This is a genomic window from Gottschalkiaceae bacterium SANA (genome assembly GCA_036323355.1).
GTDB lineage: Bacteria > Bacillota > Clostridia > Tissierellales > GPF-1 > GPF-1.
In genome coordinates, this window is record AP028876.1 from 1 (window position 1) to 18,917 (window position 18,917).

An 18,917-nucleotide genomic window follows, 5' to 3' on the forward strand; every position below is an offset into this window, starting at 1 on the left:
TCGAAAGTTCTTGTGGATAGTTTCCGACACTTGTTGTCGGGATTTTTTTTCCGGTTTTTTGTGAATAAGGGTGTGGATAAATGGATCAGGAGGATCTCTAATGACTCAACAACTTGAAGAATTATGGGGTAAAACCCTTAAACTCATTCAAACAGAAGTAACGGATGTTAGTTACAGCACTTGGTTTGAGCCACTTTTGCCCCTGCGTGTCGAAAATAATCAATTGAAACTCGGCACCAACAACGATTTTGCTAAAAAGATTTTAGAAGATCGGTATCGCCATCTCATTGAAAATGCTTTCAATAAGATTTCAGATCAAGAATGTGAAGTCGTAATCTCCCTAGCTGCTGAGGATCAGGGACCTGAGGCACGACAGCCCCAAGAAGAAAAAGCAATTTCCAATAGTACTCTTAATCCAAAATATACCTTTGATAAATTTGTCATTGGCAATTCCAACCGATTTGCTCATGCAGCGAGTTTAGCCGTTGCAGAAGCGCCTGCTCAAGCCTATAACCCCCTCTTTATCTACGGCGGTGTTGGCTTGGGAAAAACCCATCTTATGCATGCAATCGGCCATTTTATTCTCAAACAAAATCCCAAAATGACCGTCTACTATGTATCTAGCGAAGAGTTTACCAATGAATTGATCAATGCCATCCAGCACGATAAAAATGAAGAATTTCGAAATAAATATCGAAACGTCGATGTTCTCTTAGTTGATGATGTTCAGTTTATTGCTGGAAAAGAACGGACTCAAGAAGAATTTTTTCATACCTTCAATGCGCTCCATCACGCGGACAAGCAAATTATTTTATCCAGTGACCGCCCACCAAAAGAAATTCCGAAATTAGAAGAGCGAATTCGTTCTCGCTTTGAATGGGGATTGATTGCTGATATTCAGGCACCCGATTTAGAAACACGAATTGCGATTCTACGAAAACGTTCAGAACAAGATCATTTAAAAGTACAATCTAGCGTCTTAAACTTCATCGCCAATCATATTCATTCAAATATTCGTGAATTAGAAGGTGCTTTAACACGTGTTGTTGCTTATGCCTCTCTTACCAATCGAGAAATGACTGATGAATTGGCCGAAGAAGCATTACGAGATATGATTTCCAAAAAAACAGCAAAAAAAGTAGATACCAATGAAATAAAATCTGTAGTATCCGCATACTATCACATCCGTATGGAAGATTATAATTCAAAAAAGCGATCTCGAGCCATCGCTTTTCCACGACAGATTGCTATGTATCTGGTTCGCGACCTAACGGATCTCTCTTTACCTAAGATTGGAGAAGAGTTCGGCGGCCGTGACCATACAACCGTCATCCATGCATGCGATAAGATTTCTCAGATGATGAAAAACGATCAATCCTTCTCCGCTGAGATTGAAACATTGATCGAAAAGATAAAAACTCCATAAACTGTGGATAACAAAGGATAGTTTTTACACAGTATAAACATCTTATCCACACCTGTGTTTTGCTTTTTCACTATGGTTGATCCACTTATCCACATATTCACAGGCCTTACTACTATTATTACTCTCTATTTATAATACTTATAAGGGGGCGATCCTTCGATGAAATTCATCATTGAACGCAGTCAATTAATCAAATCTATCTCTATTGTCCAAAAAGCCATTGCATCAAGAACAACCCTGCCTGTATTAACAGGGATTCTTATTGAAACTGCAGAAGAATCTTTGATTTTAACAGGAACAGACCTTGAACTAGGCATTCGAACCAAAATTCCAGCAACCATTTATCAAGAAGGACGAGTTGTAATCAATGCACGTATTTTTGGGGATATCATTCGTAAACTACCTGGGGATGAAGTTGAAATTACCATTGAAGATAATTATCATGTGAATATCGTCAGTGATTTTTCAAACTTTACCATTGTGGGTTCAGCAGCAGATGATTATCCACAATTACCAACATTAGAAAGCTTCCAATCCTTTTCGATTCAAACGGATCTGTTGAAAAACATGGTACGTCAAACCATCTTTGCAACAGCCAATGATGAAACACGCCCGATCTTAACGGGAGAATTATTGGAAGTTGAAAATGGTGAACTTTCCATGGTTGCCTTGGACGCTTATCGTCTTGCTTATAAACATGCTGTTGTCGACACACAAGATCAAGTCAAGGTTGTGATTCCATCAAAAACGTTACAGGAAGTTGTAAAGATTTTGGGGGATGACGGAGAACCTGTTTTAATTCAAGCATCTTCTCATCATGTTCGTTTTGAATTAGAAGATACTGAGGTGATTTCACGCGTATTGGATGGTCAATTTCTTAATTACAAGGATATTATTCAAGGCGATCATCGGCTTCGGGTTAAAGTAAATACACGACTATTTAGAGACTCCATAGAACGCGCTTCCTTATTGGCCAGAGAGTCACGAAACAATCTAGTGAAATTAGATATTTCGGATAAAGGAATGTGGATTCGTTCCACTTCGGAACTTGGTCATGTTGAAGAGTGTTTGCCCATTGAACTAGAAGGTGACGACTTATTGATTGCATTTAGTACAAAATATTTGCTTGATGGTTTGAAAGCCATTGATCAGGATGAAATCTATATGCATTTTGTTTCTAATGTCAATCCAGGAATTATTCGTCCTGTAAATGACGACTGGTATACCTATCTTGTCTTGCCAGTTCGAATTGCCGATTAATTGATTCGCCGGAATTCATTTGAATTTCGGCGTTTTTTTTGGAGGAAAGTATGGAAAAAGAACGTACTTTTGTATTTTGGGGAAATCGCCTCTTTGATTGTATGATCCTTAATTTTCTTTGGATTCTTACGGTAATCATTAGCTTTGGAATCGCAACAGGAGCCGCTAATATGGCTTTGTTTCATAGCATAAGCAAGGGTATGAAAAAGGATAAAAGAACGATGCTAGCCTTCTATGTAGAGGGAATAAGAACCTTTTGGAAGCAAGGTACTTATATTTGGGGGATTCAACTCTTAGTTTTCTTTGTTATTTTTCTTGCAACCAATTATGGATTGATCCTTTTTGGCAATTTAGCCAATTTTATTATTCCATTCTATGGCGTCTTCGCTTTGGAAGTCATTCTTTTAGCTATCTATTTCTTTCCCTTGTATATCCGAAAAAAGAAAAGTATTAAAACGGTTATGATTCAGAGTTTTCGTCTTGCACATAGCAATTTATTTCCTTCCTTAATTCTGCTAGCCAGCATGATTCTTGCCGCTTTTCTTGTAATTCGTGTGCACCTTTCTTTTCTTTACTTTTTACCTAGCATCCTTGCCTGGTGGATTGATTATTGGGTCAATGAAAGAATTATGCTTAAATATGATCGTATCGAAGAAGTTTAATCCAAGTAAGAGCTTATGTGTATATAATAAGACTGAAGAAGATAGAGAGGGGAATAGATAGTATGATTCAATGTGTAGTTTTTGATTTAGATGGCACTTTAATTAATACCTTAGAAGATTTGACAGATGCAGCTAATGATGTCCTCAAGGAATACGGATATCCAACCCATGATGTCGATGCCATTCAAGCCATGGTTGGTCATGGTGGATTCGCACTCATGAAGCTTGCTTTGCCGGAAGGGAAAAATAGCGACTTAGAAACAAAAAACGCATTTGAAAAATTTAAAAGCTCTTATGAAAAACGAATGACCAATAAAACGAAACCCTATGAAGGAATAAAAAAGTTACTTACGGAGCTGAAAAATAGAGATATTCCAATTGCTGTTCATACCAATAAGCCACAATTTGCGGCAACAGAGATTGTTAGATATCTTTTTTCTGAGTTTTCTTTTGTTGATGTGATCGGATATCGATCGGAAGAGACCAAGAAGCCGAATCCTCATTTTACCCTGGAGATTGCAAATAAGGCGGGGGTTGATCCTCAAAATTGCTTGTTTGTTGGAGATTCCTTCCCTGATTATGAAACCGGGAAAAATGCTGGAATGAAAGTGGTCTTAGTGACATGGGGATTCCGTAACCGCAAACATCTAGCGCAAAAGAAGGATGCGATTTTGATCGATCATCCGATTGATTTGCTGGCATTTTTATAAAAATATAAAAGTATTAAAAGAATGGAAAACAAGAAAAATGTTTTCCATTCTTTTTTTGTAGTCTGGTTTACAGAACTTATTACGAAAGTGTCATAAGCTATGGATGATCTAAAAAACGAATGGAGGCGAAATCTTTGATCAAATTAATTGGAGTACTTATTATTGTTATTGGTTTTATTATGAAATTTGACACGATTGCCGTAGTTTTGGTTGCAGGTGTCATAACAGGACTTGTTGGTGGTTTAGGATTTGTAGAGATCCTTACAATCATTGGTGAAGCATTTATCAAAACGCGTTATATGTCATTATTCTTATTAACTCTTCCAGTAATTGGAATTTTAGAGCGAAGTGGTTTACGAGAGAGGGCGGCTGATTTAATACGGAGTATGAAGTCCGTAACAACGGGCAAGGTATTAACAACCTATCATATTATTCGTGAATTAGCGGCGGCATTTTCGCTTCGTTTGGGTGGACATGTTCAGTTTATTCGTCCATTGGTGAACCCAATGGCATATGGTGCGGCTGAGAAAAATTTTGATGAAGTTGATGAAGAAACAGAAGACATCATCAAAGGTTATGCAGCTGGATCAGAAAACTTGGGTAACTTTTTTGGACAAAATGTATTTGTCGCAGCAGGTGGTGTTCTTTTGATTGTGGGTACATTGGGAGAATTGGGCGTTGAAGTGACACCGTTAGCGGTATCCAAAGCATCCATTCCAATTGCAATTATTGCTTTGGTTTACAGTGCAATTCAAAACTATATGTTGGATCGAAAAATTGCAAAAAAATTAACTCAGAAGAAATCAGGGAAACCTGCAGCGGAGGTGAAGTAAATGAAATCATTATTATTAGAGATCTTTTATATTCTTGCCGGTTTGGTTTCGATCATAGCAGCGGTGTATGCCTTGAAAGATGATAAACATCCTCATAGAAAAGAAACAGCACTATTCTGGTTCTTGTTCGGAGCAATTTTTATCGTTGGAAAATACATACCAGCTCCTATCGTTGGTGCAATGCTTTTATTGATGGGTGTTTTGACAGCGATGAAACGAGTGACTTTCGGTTCTTTGGCTAATGCGACAGATGATATGCGTCAAAAGTCTGCGAATCGCTTAAAGAACAAAATCTTTGTTCCAGCTTTAACAATTGGTGTGATTGCATTCTTTGTCGCACAGGTGTTTAAATCATTGGGCGGTTTGGTTGGTTTAGGTTTTGGTGCTGTTGCCGCAACCCTTATTGCTCTTGTGATGACCAAAGAAAAACCAAAACAATTTGGCTATGATGGATCTCGTCTTTTGCTTCAAGTTGGATCAGCAAGTATCTTGCCGCAATTGTTGGCAGCTTTAGGATCTTTATTTGCTGCAGCTGGCGTTGGGGAAGTCATTTCTAGCGGAATTGCCGGTGTCTTGACAGAAGGAAATATTCTTGGCGGCGTCATCGCATATTGCGTTGGTATGGCTGTGTTTACTATGATCATGGGAAATGCATTTGCCGCATTCGCGGTAATTACAGCGGGAATTGGCATGCCTTTCGTTTACGCAATGGGTGCAAATCCTGCTATTGCAGGTGCTTTGGCATTGACTGCAGGTTATTGTGGAACACTGATGACGCCAATGGCGGCAAACTTTAATGTGGTTCCGGCAGCCTTGTTAGAAACCAAGAATAAGTATCGTGTAATTATTGCACAGGTACCGATTGCCTTGGCATTATTGGCTACTCATATTGTACTAATGTATGTGTGGGCATTCTAAAAAAATCAGGGGGAAGACAAATGAAAGTATTGGTAACAGGTTTTGATCCGTTTGGAGGAGAATCCATTAATCCGGCATATGAAGCGGTAAAATTGCTTCCAGAAAAAATTGCCGGCGCGGAAATCATCAAGGTGGAAGTGCCAACCGTTTTTCATAAATCGATTGAAAAATTGAAGCAGAGCATGGAAACGGAAAAACCAGATATTGTTTTGTGCATTGGGCAAGCGGGAGGTCGTTTTGACTTAACTGTGGAACGTGTAGGAATTAATATTGATGATGCACGGATTCAAGACAATGAAGGCAACCAACCCATTGATGAGCCGGTCTTTGGAGATGGAGAACCTGCTTATTTCTCAAACCTGCCAATTAAGGCAATGGTTCATAATGTGAGGAGTAAGAATTTGATTGCGAGTGTATCAAACACAGCAGGAACCTTTGTATGCAATCATTTGCTTTATGGTTTATTGTATTTGATCAACAAGAGTTTTCCAGGTACACGCGGTGGGTTTGTTCATGTTCCTTATATTGTGGAGCAGGTGGTAGACAAGAAAAATATGCCATCTATGAGTGTCGAAAATATTGCCATTGGATTAGAGGCAATGATTGAGGCCGCTGTTGAAAACCAAGAAGATTTAAAAGTTGCGGAAGGAAAGATTTGTTAGGTGAAATGATGGAAAGACCATTTTTTGTATATGGATCCTTGATGAAAGGATTTTGGAATGAAGAAAAATATCTAAAGGGAAAAGTGATTCGCCGAGAAGCAGGAGAGACTAACGGGAAACTATATCACATTGAAAACAAAGGGTTCCCTGCTTTGATCGAAGGCAGTGAGACTGTTTTTGGTGAAGTGATTTGGGTTAAAAATTTTCCGGAAGTCGTTCGTGAACTAGACGAAATGGAGAGCTTTTCTAAATCAGAAGAAGATCGATCGCAGTATCTGCGAGTCATTCAACCTGTTTTACTGGATAATAGAGAGATTGAAGCCTATATCTATCGCTATAATCCAAAGGCAGAATTGAATCGAGATGATCAATTAATGCCTATTCCCAGTGGAACATGGCGAAAATTTATGAAGAAGTGATATAAAGAACCCGCCTTTTTGATATACTGTCAAGAAGGAGGGTTCTTTTATGCCGAAGAATGATATGAGAAATATATTATTTGACGAAAACCTGCAACAAGAGATGAGTGAATTTTATCTGGAAAATTTGGCTCCATTGGGAATTCGACGACGATTCAACAAAGGGGAAATTATTCATCCAGCGAGTGCAGATGAAATATATATTGTTTTGAGTGGATATTTCAAACAGGTTTTAATTAATCAAAATGGAAAAGAATGTTCTTTATTTCGTTTAAAACGAGGTACGATTTTTGGAGAGATGGATTATTTTGATGGGACACCGACCATTATGATCACAAAGGTCTTGGAAAATAGTGAAGCAGCATGTGTTTCAAGGGAAATTTTGGAGGAAGTGTTAGAAAAATATCCGATCTTATATCGTCACTTTATTCACTCGATTACGCGTAAATATCGTATTTTGATGTTGAAATCGGCCAGAACCATTTTGTTGGATGTAAAAGCGCGAATCAGTGACACACTTTTAGAGATTACGGCGCAGCATGGCAATGATACGAGGGAACCGTCAACCATTGAATATGTTTACACCCATCAAGAATTGGCTGATGCTGTAGGCTGTTCTAGAGTGACAATCACCAATGTATTAAAGGAATTAAAAGAAGAAGGCTATATTATCTATGACGGTCGGTGTTTTCGATTATTAGATCCGATAGGGTTACGGAAATTGACGGATATGTACTGGTAGAAAGAAAGCCGAATGGCTTTCTTTTTTTCACAAGGAAAGGGGTACCATATGCAACATGTTTTAACAAAGGGGCGAGTTTCAACAACGCTTTTAAAGCTGGCCTTGCCGATTATGGCAACGAGTTTTTTACAGATGGCTTATAATTTAATCGATATGTTTTGGATCGGACATTTGGGATCGTCGGCAGTTGCCGCCGTAGGAACAGCGGGATTTTTTATTTGGTTTTCCTTTGCAATTATCCTTTTATCAAAAATTGGTGCGGAGGTACTCGTTGCTCAAAATCTTGGAGCGGGCGATAGGAATAAGGCTGAAACGGCAGCAGGAACAGCCGTTGTTATGGCTATTGTAAATGGCGCTATTTTTGGTGCTATATTGATTGCTTTTCGATTTCCATTGATTCAATTCTTTCAGCTGGGAGATCTTTATGTCGAGTCCAATGCCATCGTTTACTTAAAGGTAATGGCTGCTTGCATGCCATTTTCATTTTTACCGCCAGTCTTTACTGGGATTATGAATGGGAGTGGTAATAGTCGAACTCCCTTTATTATTAACACAATAGGACTGATTACCAATATGATTCTAGATCCTCTATTGATCTTTGGGATAGGAAGCTTTGCAGGATGGGGCGTTCTTGGTGCGGCAATTGCTACCGTCATTGCCCAGGGTTTGGTTGTATTTTGTTTCCTACTTGTTTTTGCACGGGGGGGCAGTTTTTTATCTCCGTTTTTTTATCTCAGCCGATTTAAATGGGGAATGGTCAAGGAAATTTATAAACTCGGCATTCCTGTTTCTGTGCAAAGTGGAATATTCACTTTGATTGCCATGATTCTGGCCCGCTTAATTGCAGGATGGGGTCCTACAGCCATTGCTGTTCAAAAAGTTGGATCACAAATCGAATCAATTTCTTGGATGACGGCATCGGGTTTTCAAGCTGCAGTGAGTGCATTTACGGGTCAAAATGCTGGAGCTAAGAAGATTGGTCGTGTAAAAGAGGGGGTTCGATCCGCTCTTCGAATGATGTTTGGAATTGGAATGTTGGCGACGATCATTATGTTCTTTTTTGCAGAACCGATTTTTTCGATTTTCTTATCGGAATCAGAAGCCTTGTCTCTTGGAATTGACTATTTACGGATTCTTGCTTTTTCCCAAGTTTTTATGAGCCTTGAGATTACAACAGCGGGCGCATTTAATGGATTAGGGAAAACCATGCCGCCTTCGATTATCGGAGTTGGAGGAAATCTTCTTCGAATTCCTATGGCAATCTTCTTCATGCCTTCCTTAGGATTAAATGGAATCTGGTGGGCGATTTGTATTTCCAGCATTTTAAAAGGACTGATGATGATGAGCTGGTACTGGAAAAATGAATCGGCCATGACCCAGTCGATTTTGGAAAGATTCTCCCCGTTAAAGGCAGAATAAATGATATAATAAAAGAGGAAAACAAAGAGAAGGAGCAAAGGATGAAAATTATAAAAATTAAAACGCCATTTATTAAATTGGATCAATTTTTGAAGTTTGCAGAAGTGGTTCAAGGCGGCGGAGAAGCAAAAATTCTAATTCAAGACGGCCTTGTGGAAGTGAATGGAGAAGTTTGTATCCAAAGAGGGAAAAAACTATATAGCGGCGATCGCGTTCAATTTGAAAACGAATCCTACGAAGTTCAGTAGGTCGTTTTCTATTTACAGCAGAAAATGATATAATGAATCAGATATGCGTCTAGGAGGAAAATGTGAGAATTCGGAAGATTCATTTGATTCATTATCGAAATTATCGTCTGCTTCGATGTGAATTAGGAAACACAATAAATATTTTTTACGGGGAAAACGCCCAAGGAAAAACGAATCTTTTGGAAGCCATTCATTATCTCTCGTATGGAAAATCATTTCGCAAAGCCAAGGATCGTGATTTAATCGCCTTTGACCAGCCTGAAAGCTATATTGGGCTGGAATTGGAACGGGGGAACGGTCATCATTTGCTGGAAGCCAAACTGGTGAAAGATGGGTCCAAAAAGGTAAGAATTGATCGTTTGCCGGTTGACCGGATTAAAGAGTTGAATGAACTCTTGTATGTAATTGCTTTTATTCCAGAGGATTTACGATTGGTCAAGGGATCTCCAAAGGATCGCCGAGAATTTATTGATAGAGAGCTTTCTAAGTTGAAACCGGTTTACGCGAAAAAAATGCAGCAGTATGAACGGGTTTTAAAACAAAGAAATATGCTTCTTAAAATGGTAAGCTATGATCCTGATAAGGAGAAGATCCTTTCTGTATATACGCTGCAATTGATTGGCTTAGGAAGTCAAATTATAAAAACGCGTCAAGAATTTTTGGCGCAATGGGAAGGCTATGCGAAAGATCTGCACGGCAAGATATCGGATCATTTAGAAGAATTGGCGATGGAATACGAGTCGGGTGTCCATGGTCAATCGTTAGAATCAATCCAAGAAGATTTTGAAAAGCGATTAGAAGATATGAAGGCTGAAGAACGTACAAAGGGAACAAGTTTGATTGGCCCTCATCGCGACGATTTGATTTTCTTGATCAATGGAAAAGATGCCCGAATTTATGCATCGCAAGGACAGCAGCGTACGGTTGCCTTGTCGGTAAAATTGGCTGAAATCCATTTGGTAGAAGAAATTTTTAATGAGAAGCCGGTTTTACTTCTCGATGATGTACTTTCCGAGTTGGATGCGAAAAGACGTCAATTTTTAATTGAAACCTTTCGATCCTTCCAAACGATTATAACAACTGCCGATGATACGGTAATGAAGAGTATTTCTCATCTGAATCCAACTGTTTTTCATATTCAAAGTGGCAGTGTGATCAGGGAGGAGTCCATATGATTGTAACGCTAGAAAATCAGGTTTATTTGCCCTATGACTCGATCATTGGGATTTTCGATTATCAAGGATTTTGTGAAAACCAGCAAAATTTGGTCCTTTATGAAGCGGTTCGGAAAATGGGCGGCGTGGTGCATGGGTCAAAGGGAGAAATCAAGACACTTGTACTTGTACAAAGGGGAATAAGCTCAGGTCTGTCTGAGATTTATATTTATGAATCCTCGATTTCATCGATGACGTTATTTCATCGGATTAATCGGGTGTGAAAGGGGAGTTACAATGGCAGAGCAACAATATGGTGCCGCACAAATTCAAGTATTGGAAGGATTAGATCCAGTACGAAAAAGACCAGGGATGTATATCGGAAGCACGGGTCCTCGTGGACTTCATCATTTGGTTTACGAGATTGTAGACAATTCCATTGATGAAGCCTTAGCGGGTAGATGTGACCGCATTATGCTGACAATCAATGCTGATAATTCCATTACGGTTATTGACAATGGAATTGGAATTCCAACGGAATTGCATCCAAAGACAGGAATTTCGACGGTGGAAACCGTATTGACGGTGCTACATGCCGGCGGAAAATTCGATAATGACGCCTATAAGGTTTCTGGAGGATTGCACGGTGTTGGTCTTTCAGTTGTCAACGCTCTTTCAAAAACATTGGAAGTGACGGTAAAACGAGATGGAGATATCTATTTTCAGCGATATCATCGAGGAATTCCCGAAGATAAATTAAAGGTGATTGGACAGACCGAGGAAACAGGAACCTCGATTAGTTTTTGGCCGGATGAAGAAATCTTTGAATCAACAGTGTATGAGTATGATACCTTGGAACATCGACTTCGAGAAATGGCATTTCTGAATCGCGGACTTTTTATCAGCATTACCGATCAGCGCGATGAAGAACCAAAAACACAGGAATTTCATTATGAGGGCGGTATTAAATCGTTTGTGGATTATATCAATGATGATAAAACGCCTCTTCATGAATTAAAAATTTATACTGAGGGAATTGAATCGGGTATTTCCATTGAAGTAGCCATGCAATTTACAACGGAGTATAAAGAAAATGTCTATACCTTCGTTAATAATATCAATACCCATGAAGGCGGAAGTCATTTAGTGGGATTTAGGACGGCGATCACACGGGCGGTCAATGATTATGCGCGGACAAAGAATTTTTTAAAGGAAGCGGATAAGAACTTGGCGGGTGATGATATCCGAGAAGGATTGACGGCCGTTTTATCAGTAAAACATCCAGATCCTCAATTTGAGGGCCAGACGAAAACCAAGCTGGGAAACAGTGAAGTTCGTGGAATTACTGATTCTATTGTGTCACAAGGGATTAGTAATTTTCTGGAAGAAAATCCTAGAGAAGCCAAAGTAATTGTTGAAAAATCCTTGCAAGCCCTTCGGGCGCGGGAAGCAGCAAGAAAAGCCAGAGATTTGACTCGAAGGAAGAATGTATTGGAAAATACCAGTCTACCGGGAAAATTGGCAGATTGTTCCGAACGAGATATGACTAAAACAGAAGTATACCTAGTGGAAGGGGACTCTGCGGGGGGCTCGGCAAAACAAGGGCGCGATCGTAGAATTCAAGCCATTCTTCCATTAAAGGGAAAGATCATGAATGTCGAGAAGGCACGATTGGACAAGATTTTGGCTTCAGAGGAGATCAGAGCCATGATTACCGCCTTTGGATGCGGGATCGGTGCTGAATTTAATCTTGAGCGTTTGCGATATGGCAAGGTTGTTATCATGACCGATGCCGACGTGGATGGCGCCCACATTCGGACATTGATCTTAACCTTCTTATATCGATATATGAGACCACTAATTGAAGAGGGGCATGTGTTTATCGCTCAGCCGCCGCTTTATAAAGTGAAAAAAGGAAAAATGGAGAGATATGCCTATTCCGACAAGGAATTGGCAACCATTATTCGAGAAGAAATGGGTGGAACGGGGTATTCGATTCAACGCTACAAAGGTTTGGGTGAGATGAATCCTGAACAATTGTGGTCAACGACCATGAATCCAGAAAATCGAATTCTCTTAAAAGTCGATTTGGAAAATGCGGCACTTGCGGATCAAGTCTTCTCACGTTTGATGGGAGATAAGGTTGAACCAAGACGAGAATTTATCAGTAAAAACGCAAAATATGTACAGAACTTGGATATCTAAGCAAGGGGGAATCGGCTGAGATGGAAGAAAATCGTATTATACCGATTAATATAGAAAGCGAAATGAAGAAGTCCTATCTTGAATATGCCATGAGTGTCATTGTATCCCGTGCACTTCCGGATGTTCGAGACGGATTGAAACCTGTGCATCGTCGTATTTTGTATGCGATGCATGAACTGAATCTAGCAAGCGATAAACCACATCGAAAGTCCGCCAGGATTGTCGGTGACGTTTTGGGTAAGTACCACCCCCATGGCGATACGGCGGTATATTTTGCCATGGTTCGATTGGCTCAGGAGTTCTCGAGCCGTTACATGATGGTCGATGGTCATGGTAACTTTGGCTCCGTGGATGGAGACAGTGCGGCAGCTATGCGTTATACAGAAGCAAGGATGGCAAAAATTACAGCTGAGATGCTTCGGGATATTGAAAAAGAAACTGTAGATTATCGACTGAACTTTGATGAAACACTAAAAGAACCCACTGTTATGCCAAGTCGTTTTCCGAATTTATTGGTGAATGGTTCCAACGGTATTGCGGTTGGTATGGCGACAAGTATACCGCCTCACAACTTGACAGAAGTCATCAATGGATGCATTACCTTGATTGATGATCCGGAAGCAACCATTGACATGTTAATGGAAGATATTCAGGGACCAGATTTTCCAACGGGTGCCATTGTAAATGGAATGGAGCCGATTCGAGAAGCATATCGCACAGGTCGAGGTAAGGTTCGTGTACGATCAAAGTCTGAAATTGAAGAAATGCACAATGGAAAACATCGCATTGTCGTTACAGAGATTCCCTATCAAGTCAATAAGGCACGATTGATCGAGAAGATCGCAGACCTTGTTCGTGATAAAAAAATTGATGGAATTACAGATTTGCGCGATGAGTCGGATCGAGAAGGCATGCGTATGGTCATCGAATTGCGTCGGGATGCAAATGCGAATATTGTATTGAATAATTTGTATAAGCATACCCAGATGGAAGATACTTTCAGTATTATCATGTTGGCCTTGGTAAACAACGAGCCCAAGGTATTAACGCTGAAACAGATGCTACAGCATTATCTACGTCATCAACAAGACATTGTGGTTCGCCGCACGAAATTCGATCTTCGAAAAGCAGAAGAACGAGCGCACATATTAGAAGGTTTGCGTATTGCCATGGATCATATTGATGAAATCGTAAAATTGATTCGTGCGTCTAATGATCGTAGTGAAGCAAGACAGCGATTAATGGAACGATTCGGCTTATCTGAAATTCAAGCAAAAGCCATTGTAGATATGCGATTGGGTCAATTGACGGGCTTGGAACGAGATAAAATTGAAACTGAGTTTGCGGAATTGCAAGAGAAGATCAAGTATTATAAAGAAATTCTTGCAAGTGATGAGATGGTATATAACATCGTAAAAGAAGAGTTGATTCAAATTCGAGATAAGTTTGGTGATGAGCGACGAACCAAATTACAGCCATCAGCCAATGATATTTTATTAGCGGATATGATCGAAGAAAAAAAGGTTGTTGTTACCTTGACGCATTTTGGTTATATCAAGCGGATCGCTGAAGATACTTACCGCGCGCAGCGGCGGGGTGGTAAGGGAATGAAAGCTTTGACCACAAGGGATGAGGATTTTGTTGAAAATATCTTAATCACATCGAGTCATGCTGAATTGCTATTCTTCACCAATACAGGCCGTGTTTATTCCAAACAGGCTTTCTATATTCCAGAGGCAACTCGAACAGCAAAGGGGACAGCAGTAGTTAATGTTCTCGAGTTGGATCCTGGCGAACGTGTCACCAATATTCTGGCAGTTTATGAGCCTGAGGAGACAGCAGGATTGATTTTTGCTACAAGGAAGGGAATCGTCAAGAAAACGCCATTGACGAATTTTACGAATATTCGTAGAAATGGCCTGCGTGCTGTTAATCTTCGAGAGGATGACGAGTTGATTGATGTGAAGATGACTTCGGGTAATTCTGAAGTGATGTTAACAACATCAAAAGGAAAGGCGATTCGATTCCAAGAAGAGCAGGTGCGCGAAATGGGTCGTACGGCGACTGGAGTCAAGGGAATTCAACTGGATTCTGATGATTTCTTGGTTTCCATGAATATTGTAGACAATTCAGAGCAGACCCTTTTGGTCTTGAGTGAGTTTGGATATGGCAAACGAACAAAACTTGATCAGTACAAACCACAAAATCGTGGTGGAAAGGGATTGATCACCTATAAGGTAACGGATAAAACGGGTCGATTGATTGGGGCCAAGTTGGTAACCGACGAGGAAGACCTGATGGTTATCAGTCAGGAAGGCATTGTCATTCGCCTTTCTTGCCAAGAGGTATCTGTGATTGGTCGAAGTACCCAGGGGGTTCGCATCATGCACGTTAATGAAACGGATCAAGTGGTTTCGATTGCCAAGGTTGCTTTTGAGGAGCCAGAGGACGAAGAAGAGTTACAAGAAATTATCAATGAAGAGTTGAATGAAACAGAAGAGTTGACGCAAACGGAAGATTCTGATAAAGAATAAGTGAGGGGTGATTGCCAATGAATTTACAAATTGAAGTGAGAACTGCTGAAGAGTTTATTCAAGTTGTACCGATTGGGGAAATCGATGTGTATTCTGCACCAGCATTTAAGGAAGAGTTGTTTTCTGTGATACAAAACACGAAGAAGAACCTCGTGATTGATGGAGAAAAGCTGGATTATATTGATTCAACAGGACTCGGTGTTTTAATTGGCGGACTGAAAAGGATGAGAGAAAAGGGCCTGAGTATTACCATTACGGGCTTAAATCCAAACATCCATAAGTTATTCACCATTACTGCTTTGGATAAGCCGTTTAACATCAAGGGGGCATAAATATGGATCGAATTGACTTGCGCGTTCCTGTCAAAGCTGAGTATGTAAGCATGAACCGATTGGTGTCTTCTTCCTTAGCATCTTTAATGGGTTTCGATATCGAGGCAATTGATGATATCAAGGTCTGCTTGGGAGAGGTTTGCAACCAATGTATTCAACTTGCGGCTTTACAGGCGGAATTTTTGGAAATTGGATTTTTAAGAGATGAAAATTTGTTGCGTATGGAAGTATCTGTAGAGGTTGAAAATGAATTGGATGACTTGACTACAAGTGGATTAGAGATGAGCCGATTGATCGTTGAGACTTTAATGGATAATTTCAGCGTAGCACAAGAAAATGGTCAGGTGCGTATCGAAATGTCTCGGAGATTGGAGGCCTAACCATGGTTAGAGCAAAGGATCGTCCGAATTATCGCAAGAATAAGGAAATAATTCAGAACTTGTTTCGAGAATATGCCGTATCTAGGGATCCGGTAGTTCGCGATGAATTAATTCGTCGAAATCTTTATATTGCGGAAATTCTTGCCAAGAAGTATGCAAACAAAGGGATCGAGTACGAAGATATCTATCAAGTCGCTTCGTTGGGATTGATCTATGCGATTGATCGGTATGATCTGACTAAGGGATTTGAATTTTCTAGTTTTGCGACCCCAACAATTATTGGAGAGATTAAAAAGTATTTCCGAGATAAGGGATGGTCGATTCGAGTTCCGAGAAGGATTCAAGAATTGTCGAAGAAGATCAACAATGCGAAACTAGACTTGGGACAAAAGCTGCATCGGCCGCCAACGGTTCAAGATATTTCTGACTATCTTGGTGTTTCAGAAGAAAGTATATTGGAAGCGATGGAAGCAAGCAATGTTTATAATCTTCATTCCTTGGAATCAAGCTTTGATTCGGATAGTGAAGATAAGGATTTAAATTTATCCTTATTTTTGGGAGAAGATGATCGGAACTTCCAACGATTTGAAAACCAAGACTTCTTATTGAGGGCAATGGAAAAATTAACAGAGATTGAGAAAACGATCCTGAAGGAGCGATACATTCAACAAAAGACTCAGGTTCGTATTGCGGAAGACTTAGGTATGTCTCAAATGACTGTTTCTAGATTAGAAAAGAGAATTATCGCGAAATTCCGCAAAGAATTGATGCGAACAGAAAATTAAATATTCATAGTATAATACGTCTTTCTTGCCAGTTATTTAGCTGATGGGGAAGACGTATTATATTTTATGGTCATTTCCACTAGATATAGATGAAAAATGAACAAAAGCACCATTTGTAGTAGTAGAATAAATAACGATATATTTAGAAAAAACTGACAGTGTAAAGGTGTGAAAAACGGGTAAAAAAACAGTTGACATGGTAATTGCCGAGTGCTATACTTAACAAGTTGTCAAAACAAAGACAGCGCTAGAAACATTGAAATTCCAACGTTTTTTAAGCTTTAACACTTTTTTCTGTTTTGGTTTTTTGTTCCTAATTCAAAGGAATTTGAAAAAGAGTTAAAAATAACCATTGACAAACTGTTTGATTCTTGATAAACTAAACAAGTCGCCAACATTGCGGCAATGATCTTTGAAAACTGAACATGACAGCCTCGAATTTGACCTTTTGGTCAATGAAGAAGTAACAAGAAATACGCTAAATCAAGCAGTAATGCTTGGTTGGTAAAAGCACCCTTAGGGGTGGAAATATTTTTACTGAGAGTTTGATCCTGGCTCAGGATGAACGCTGGCGGCACGCCTAACACATGCAAGTCGAGCGAGAATTATTGGAAGGATCCTTCGGGTGAATGAAGATGAGGAAAGCGGCGGACGGGTGAGTAACGCGTGGGAAACCTGCCCTATACACAGGGATAGCCATTGGAAACGATGATTAATACCTGATAAGACCACAGCATCACATGTTGCAGTGGTAAAAACTCCGGTGGTATAGGATGGTCCCGCGTCTGATTAGCTAGTTGGTAAGGTAATGGCTTACCAAGGCGACGATCAGTAGCCGGCCTGAGAGGGTGAACGGCCACACTGGAACTGAGACACGGTCCAGACTCCTACGGGAGGCAGCAGTGGGGGATATTGCACAATGGGGGAAACCCTGATGCAGCGATGCCGCGTGAATGATGAAGGCTTTCGAGTCGTAAAGTTCTGTTCTTAGGGAAGATAATGACGGTACCTAAGAAGAAAGTCCCGGCTAAATACGTGCCAGCAGCCGCGGTAATACGTATGGGACAAGCGTTATCCGGAATTATTGGGCGTAAAGAGTTCGTAGGCGGTTCTTTAAGTCAGAAGTGAAAGGCAGTGGCTCAACCATTGTAAGCTTTTGAAACTGGGGAACTTGAGTGTTGGAGAGGAAAGCGGAATTCCTAGTGTAGCGGTGAAATGCGTAGATATTAGGAGGAACACCAGTGGCGAAGGCGGCTTTCTGGACAAATACTGACGCTGAGGAACGAAAGCGTGGGGAGCGAACAGGATTAGATACCCTGGTAGTCCACGCCGTAAACGATGAGTGCTAGGTGTTGGGGTAGCGATACCTCAGTGCCGCAGCTAACGCATTAAGCACTCCGCCTGGGGAGTACGGTCGCAAGACTGAAACTCAAAGGAATTGACGGGGGCCCGCACAAGTAGCGGAGCATGTGGTTTAATTCGAAGCAACGCGAAGAACCTTACCAGGTCTTGACATCCCGGTGCCCGGTCTAGAGATAGACTTTTCTCTTCGGAGACACCGGTGACAGGTGGTGCATGGTTGTCGTCAGCTCGTGTCGTGAGATGTTGGGTTAAGTCCCGCAACGAGCGCAACCCTTATCTTTAGTTGCCAGCATTTAGTTGGGCACTCTAGAGAGACTGCCGGTGATAAACCGGAGGAAGGTGGGGATGACGTCAAATCATCATGCCCCTTATGACCTGGGCTACACACGTGCTACAATGGTCGGTACAACAGGCAGCGAAGGAGCGATCCGGAGCGAATCTCAAAAGCCGATCTCAGTTCGGATTGCAGGCTGCAACTCGCCTGCATGAAGCTGGAGTTACTAGTAATCGCGAATCAGAATGTCGCGGTGAATGCGTTCCCGGGCCTTGTACACACCGCCCGTCACACCACGGGAGTTGGTAATACCCGAAGTCGCTGGGCTAACCCTTTTAGGGAGGCAGGCGCCGAAGGTAGGATCGATGACTGGGGTGAAGTCGTAACAAGGTAGCCGTATCGGAAGGTGCGGCTGGATCACCTCCTTTCTAGGGAGAAACGAGACTGTCATGTTCTGTTTTGAGAGATCATTTTTTATGTGATTTCTTTTTTGTTCTTTGAAAACTCAATAAGAATCATCCAAGCAAAAATAAAAAACAAACACAGCACTAGATGTAAATCGAAGTGGGTGAATGTAATTTTTTTGTCTTTA

The 18,917-nt window shown here is 40.6% G+C and carries 18 protein-coding genes and 1 rRNA gene; all 19 read left to right on the forward strand.

All coding sequences use genetic code 11. From position 1 onward, the window contains the following. Positions 1 to 100 precede the first annotated feature (100 nt). The 19 genes from dnaA to AC25CA_RS00095 all read left to right on the forward strand — a co-directional run bounded on the left by dnaA (position 101) and on the right by AC25CA_RS00095 (position 18,753). A complete protein-coding gene (gene dnaA, locus AC25CA_RS00005) occupies positions 101 to 1,426 on the forward strand; it encodes a chromosomal replication initiator protein DnaA (protein WP_486815006.1) in 1,326 nt (441 codons plus the stop codon). Positions 1,427 to 1,585: 159 nt separating this feature from the next. After that, positions 1,586 to 2,686 (forward strand): DNA polymerase III subunit beta, encoded by a 1,101-nt coding sequence (dnaN, locus tag AC25CA_RS00010; RefSeq protein WP_486815007.1) that lies wholly within the window; start codon positions 1,586 to 1,588, stop codon positions 2,684 to 2,686. A gap of 50 nt (positions 2,687 to 2,736) precedes the next feature. Then, positions 2,737 to 3,348, forward strand: a complete 612-nt coding sequence (locus AC25CA_RS00015; protein WP_486815008.1) for a YesL family protein — start codon at positions 2,737 to 2,739, stop codon at positions 3,346 to 3,348. A gap of 62 nt (positions 3,349 to 3,410) precedes the next feature. After that, the gene (locus AC25CA_RS00020; protein ID WP_486815009.1) at positions 3,411 to 4,058 is read left to right on the forward strand and encodes an HAD family hydrolase; all 648 of its coding nucleotides are present in this window, start codon (positions 3,411 to 3,413) and stop codon (positions 4,056 to 4,058) included. Between the two features lie 134 nt (positions 4,059 to 4,192). Then, entirely contained in the window at positions 4,193 to 4,891 is a 699-nt protein-coding gene (locus AC25CA_RS00025; protein WP_486815010.1) for a DUF969 domain-containing protein, read from the forward strand. Further along, positions 4,892 to 5,809, forward strand: coding sequence for a DUF979 domain-containing protein (locus AC25CA_RS00030; RefSeq protein WP_486815011.1), 918 nt, complete (start codon positions 4,892 to 4,894; stop codon positions 5,807 to 5,809). A gap of 20 nt (positions 5,810 to 5,829) precedes the next feature. After that, entirely contained in the window at positions 5,830 to 6,471 is a 642-nt protein-coding gene (pcp, locus tag AC25CA_RS00035; protein WP_486815012.1) for a pyroglutamyl-peptidase I, read from the forward strand. 8 nt (positions 6,472 to 6,479) lie between these two features. Next, the gene (locus AC25CA_RS00040; RefSeq protein ID WP_486815013.1) at positions 6,480 to 6,890 is read left to right on the forward strand and encodes a gamma-glutamylcyclotransferase family protein; all 411 of its coding nucleotides are present in this window, start codon (positions 6,480 to 6,482) and stop codon (positions 6,888 to 6,890) included. A gap of 49 nt (positions 6,891 to 6,939) precedes the next feature. After that, a complete protein-coding gene (locus AC25CA_RS00045; protein ID WP_486815014.1) occupies positions 6,940 to 7,632 on the forward strand; it encodes a Crp/Fnr family transcriptional regulator in 693 nt (230 codons plus the stop codon). Between the two features lie 48 nt (positions 7,633 to 7,680). Next, positions 7,681 to 9,051 carry an MATE family efflux transporter gene (locus AC25CA_RS00050; RefSeq protein ID WP_486815015.1) on the forward strand — a complete coding sequence of 457 codons (1,371 nt, stop codon included), beginning with the start codon at positions 7,681 to 7,683 and terminating at the stop codon, positions 9,049 to 9,051. Between the two features lie 41 nt (positions 9,052 to 9,092). After that, on the forward strand, positions 9,093 to 9,299 hold the full coding sequence (locus tag AC25CA_RS00055; protein ID WP_486815016.1) for an RNA-binding S4 domain-containing protein: 207 nt from the start codon (positions 9,093 to 9,095) through the stop codon (positions 9,297 to 9,299). A 62-nt stretch (positions 9,300 to 9,361) separates the two neighbouring features. Beyond that, positions 9,362 to 10,474, forward strand: a complete 1,113-nt coding sequence (gene recF / locus AC25CA_RS00060) for a DNA replication/repair protein RecF (protein WP_486815017.1) — start codon at positions 9,362 to 9,364, stop codon at positions 10,472 to 10,474. Beyond that, complete coding sequence (locus AC25CA_RS00065; RefSeq protein WP_486815018.1) at positions 10,471 to 10,737, forward strand: hypothetical protein; 267 nt, start codon at positions 10,471 to 10,473, stop codon at positions 10,735 to 10,737. The genes recF and AC25CA_RS00065 overlap by 4 nt, the downstream gene beginning before the upstream one ends. A gap of 13 nt (positions 10,738 to 10,750) precedes the next feature. After that, positions 10,751 to 12,658, forward strand: coding sequence for a DNA topoisomerase (ATP-hydrolyzing) subunit B (gyrB, locus tag AC25CA_RS00070; protein WP_486815019.1), 1,908 nt, complete (start codon positions 10,751 to 10,753; stop codon positions 12,656 to 12,658). A gap of 20 nt (positions 12,659 to 12,678) precedes the next feature. Then, positions 12,679 to 15,192 (forward strand): DNA gyrase subunit A, encoded by a 2,514-nt coding sequence (gene gyrA / locus AC25CA_RS00075; RefSeq protein WP_486815020.1) that lies wholly within the window; start codon positions 12,679 to 12,681, stop codon positions 15,190 to 15,192. Between the two features lie 17 nt (positions 15,193 to 15,209). Next, entirely contained in the window at positions 15,210 to 15,524 is a 315-nt protein-coding gene (locus AC25CA_RS00080; protein WP_486815021.1) for an STAS domain-containing protein, read from the forward strand. Between the two features lie 2 nt (positions 15,525 to 15,526). Next, positions 15,527 to 15,904 (forward strand): ATP-binding protein, encoded by a 378-nt coding sequence (locus tag AC25CA_RS00085; protein ID WP_486815022.1) that lies wholly within the window; start codon positions 15,527 to 15,529, stop codon positions 15,902 to 15,904. 2 nt (positions 15,905 to 15,906) lie between these two features. Continuing rightward, a complete protein-coding gene (locus tag AC25CA_RS00090; protein WP_486815023.1) occupies positions 15,907 to 16,689 on the forward strand; it encodes a SigB/SigF/SigG family RNA polymerase sigma factor in 783 nt (260 codons plus the stop codon). A 533-nt stretch (positions 16,690 to 17,222) separates the two neighbouring features. Then, positions 17,223 to 18,753: ribosomal RNA gene (locus AC25CA_RS00095) — 16S ribosomal RNA — on the forward strand. Positions 18,754 to 18,917 lie beyond the last annotated feature (164 nt).

Excerpts from the sequence above, each read along its gene's own strand:
- AC25CA_RS00065 (WP_486815018.1), top strand. The coding sequence starts at position 10,471 with ATGATTGTAACGCTAGAAAATCAGGTTTATTTGCCCTATGACTCGATC.
- AC25CA_RS00085 (WP_486815022.1), top strand. The coding sequence starts at position 15,527 with ATGGATCGAATTGACTTGCGCGTTCCTGTCAAAGCTGAGTATGTAAGC.
- AC25CA_RS00040 (WP_486815013.1), top strand. The coding sequence starts at position 6,480 with ATGGAAAGACCATTTTTTGTATATGGATCCTTGATGAAAGGATTTTGG.
- AC25CA_RS00050 (WP_486815015.1), top strand. The coding sequence starts at position 7,681 with ATGCAACATGTTTTAACAAAGGGGCGAGTTTCAACAACGCTTTTAAAG.
- AC25CA_RS00045 (WP_486815014.1), top strand. The coding sequence starts at position 6,940 with ATGCCGAAGAATGATATGAGAAATATATTATTTGACGAAAACCTGCAA.
- gyrA (WP_486815020.1), top strand. The coding sequence starts at position 12,679 with ATGGAAGAAAATCGTATTATACCGATTAATATAGAAAGCGAAATGAAG.
- dnaN (WP_486815007.1), top strand. The coding sequence starts at position 1,586 with ATGAAATTCATCATTGAACGCAGTCAATTAATCAAATCTATCTCTATT.
- pcp (WP_486815012.1), top strand. The coding sequence starts at position 5,830 with ATGAAAGTATTGGTAACAGGTTTTGATCCGTTTGGAGGAGAATCCATT.
- AC25CA_RS00030 (WP_486815011.1), top strand. The coding sequence starts at position 4,892 with ATGAAATCATTATTATTAGAGATCTTTTATATTCTTGCCGGTTTGGTT.
- dnaA (WP_486815006.1), top strand. The coding sequence starts at position 101 with ATGACTCAACAACTTGAAGAATTATGGGGTAAAACCCTTAAACTCATT.
- AC25CA_RS00020 (WP_486815009.1), top strand. The coding sequence starts at position 3,411 with ATGATTCAATGTGTAGTTTTTGATTTAGATGGCACTTTAATTAATACC.
- AC25CA_RS00090 (WP_486815023.1), top strand. The coding sequence starts at position 15,907 with ATGGTTAGAGCAAAGGATCGTCCGAATTATCGCAAGAATAAGGAAATA.
- gyrB (WP_486815019.1), top strand. The coding sequence starts at position 10,751 with ATGGCAGAGCAACAATATGGTGCCGCACAAATTCAAGTATTGGAAGGA.
- AC25CA_RS00080 (WP_486815021.1), top strand. The coding sequence starts at position 15,210 with ATGAATTTACAAATTGAAGTGAGAACTGCTGAAGAGTTTATTCAAGTT.
- AC25CA_RS00015 (WP_486815008.1), top strand. The coding sequence starts at position 2,737 with ATGGAAAAAGAACGTACTTTTGTATTTTGGGGAAATCGCCTCTTTGAT.
- AC25CA_RS00055 (WP_486815016.1), top strand. The coding sequence starts at position 9,093 with ATGAAAATTATAAAAATTAAAACGCCATTTATTAAATTGGATCAATTT.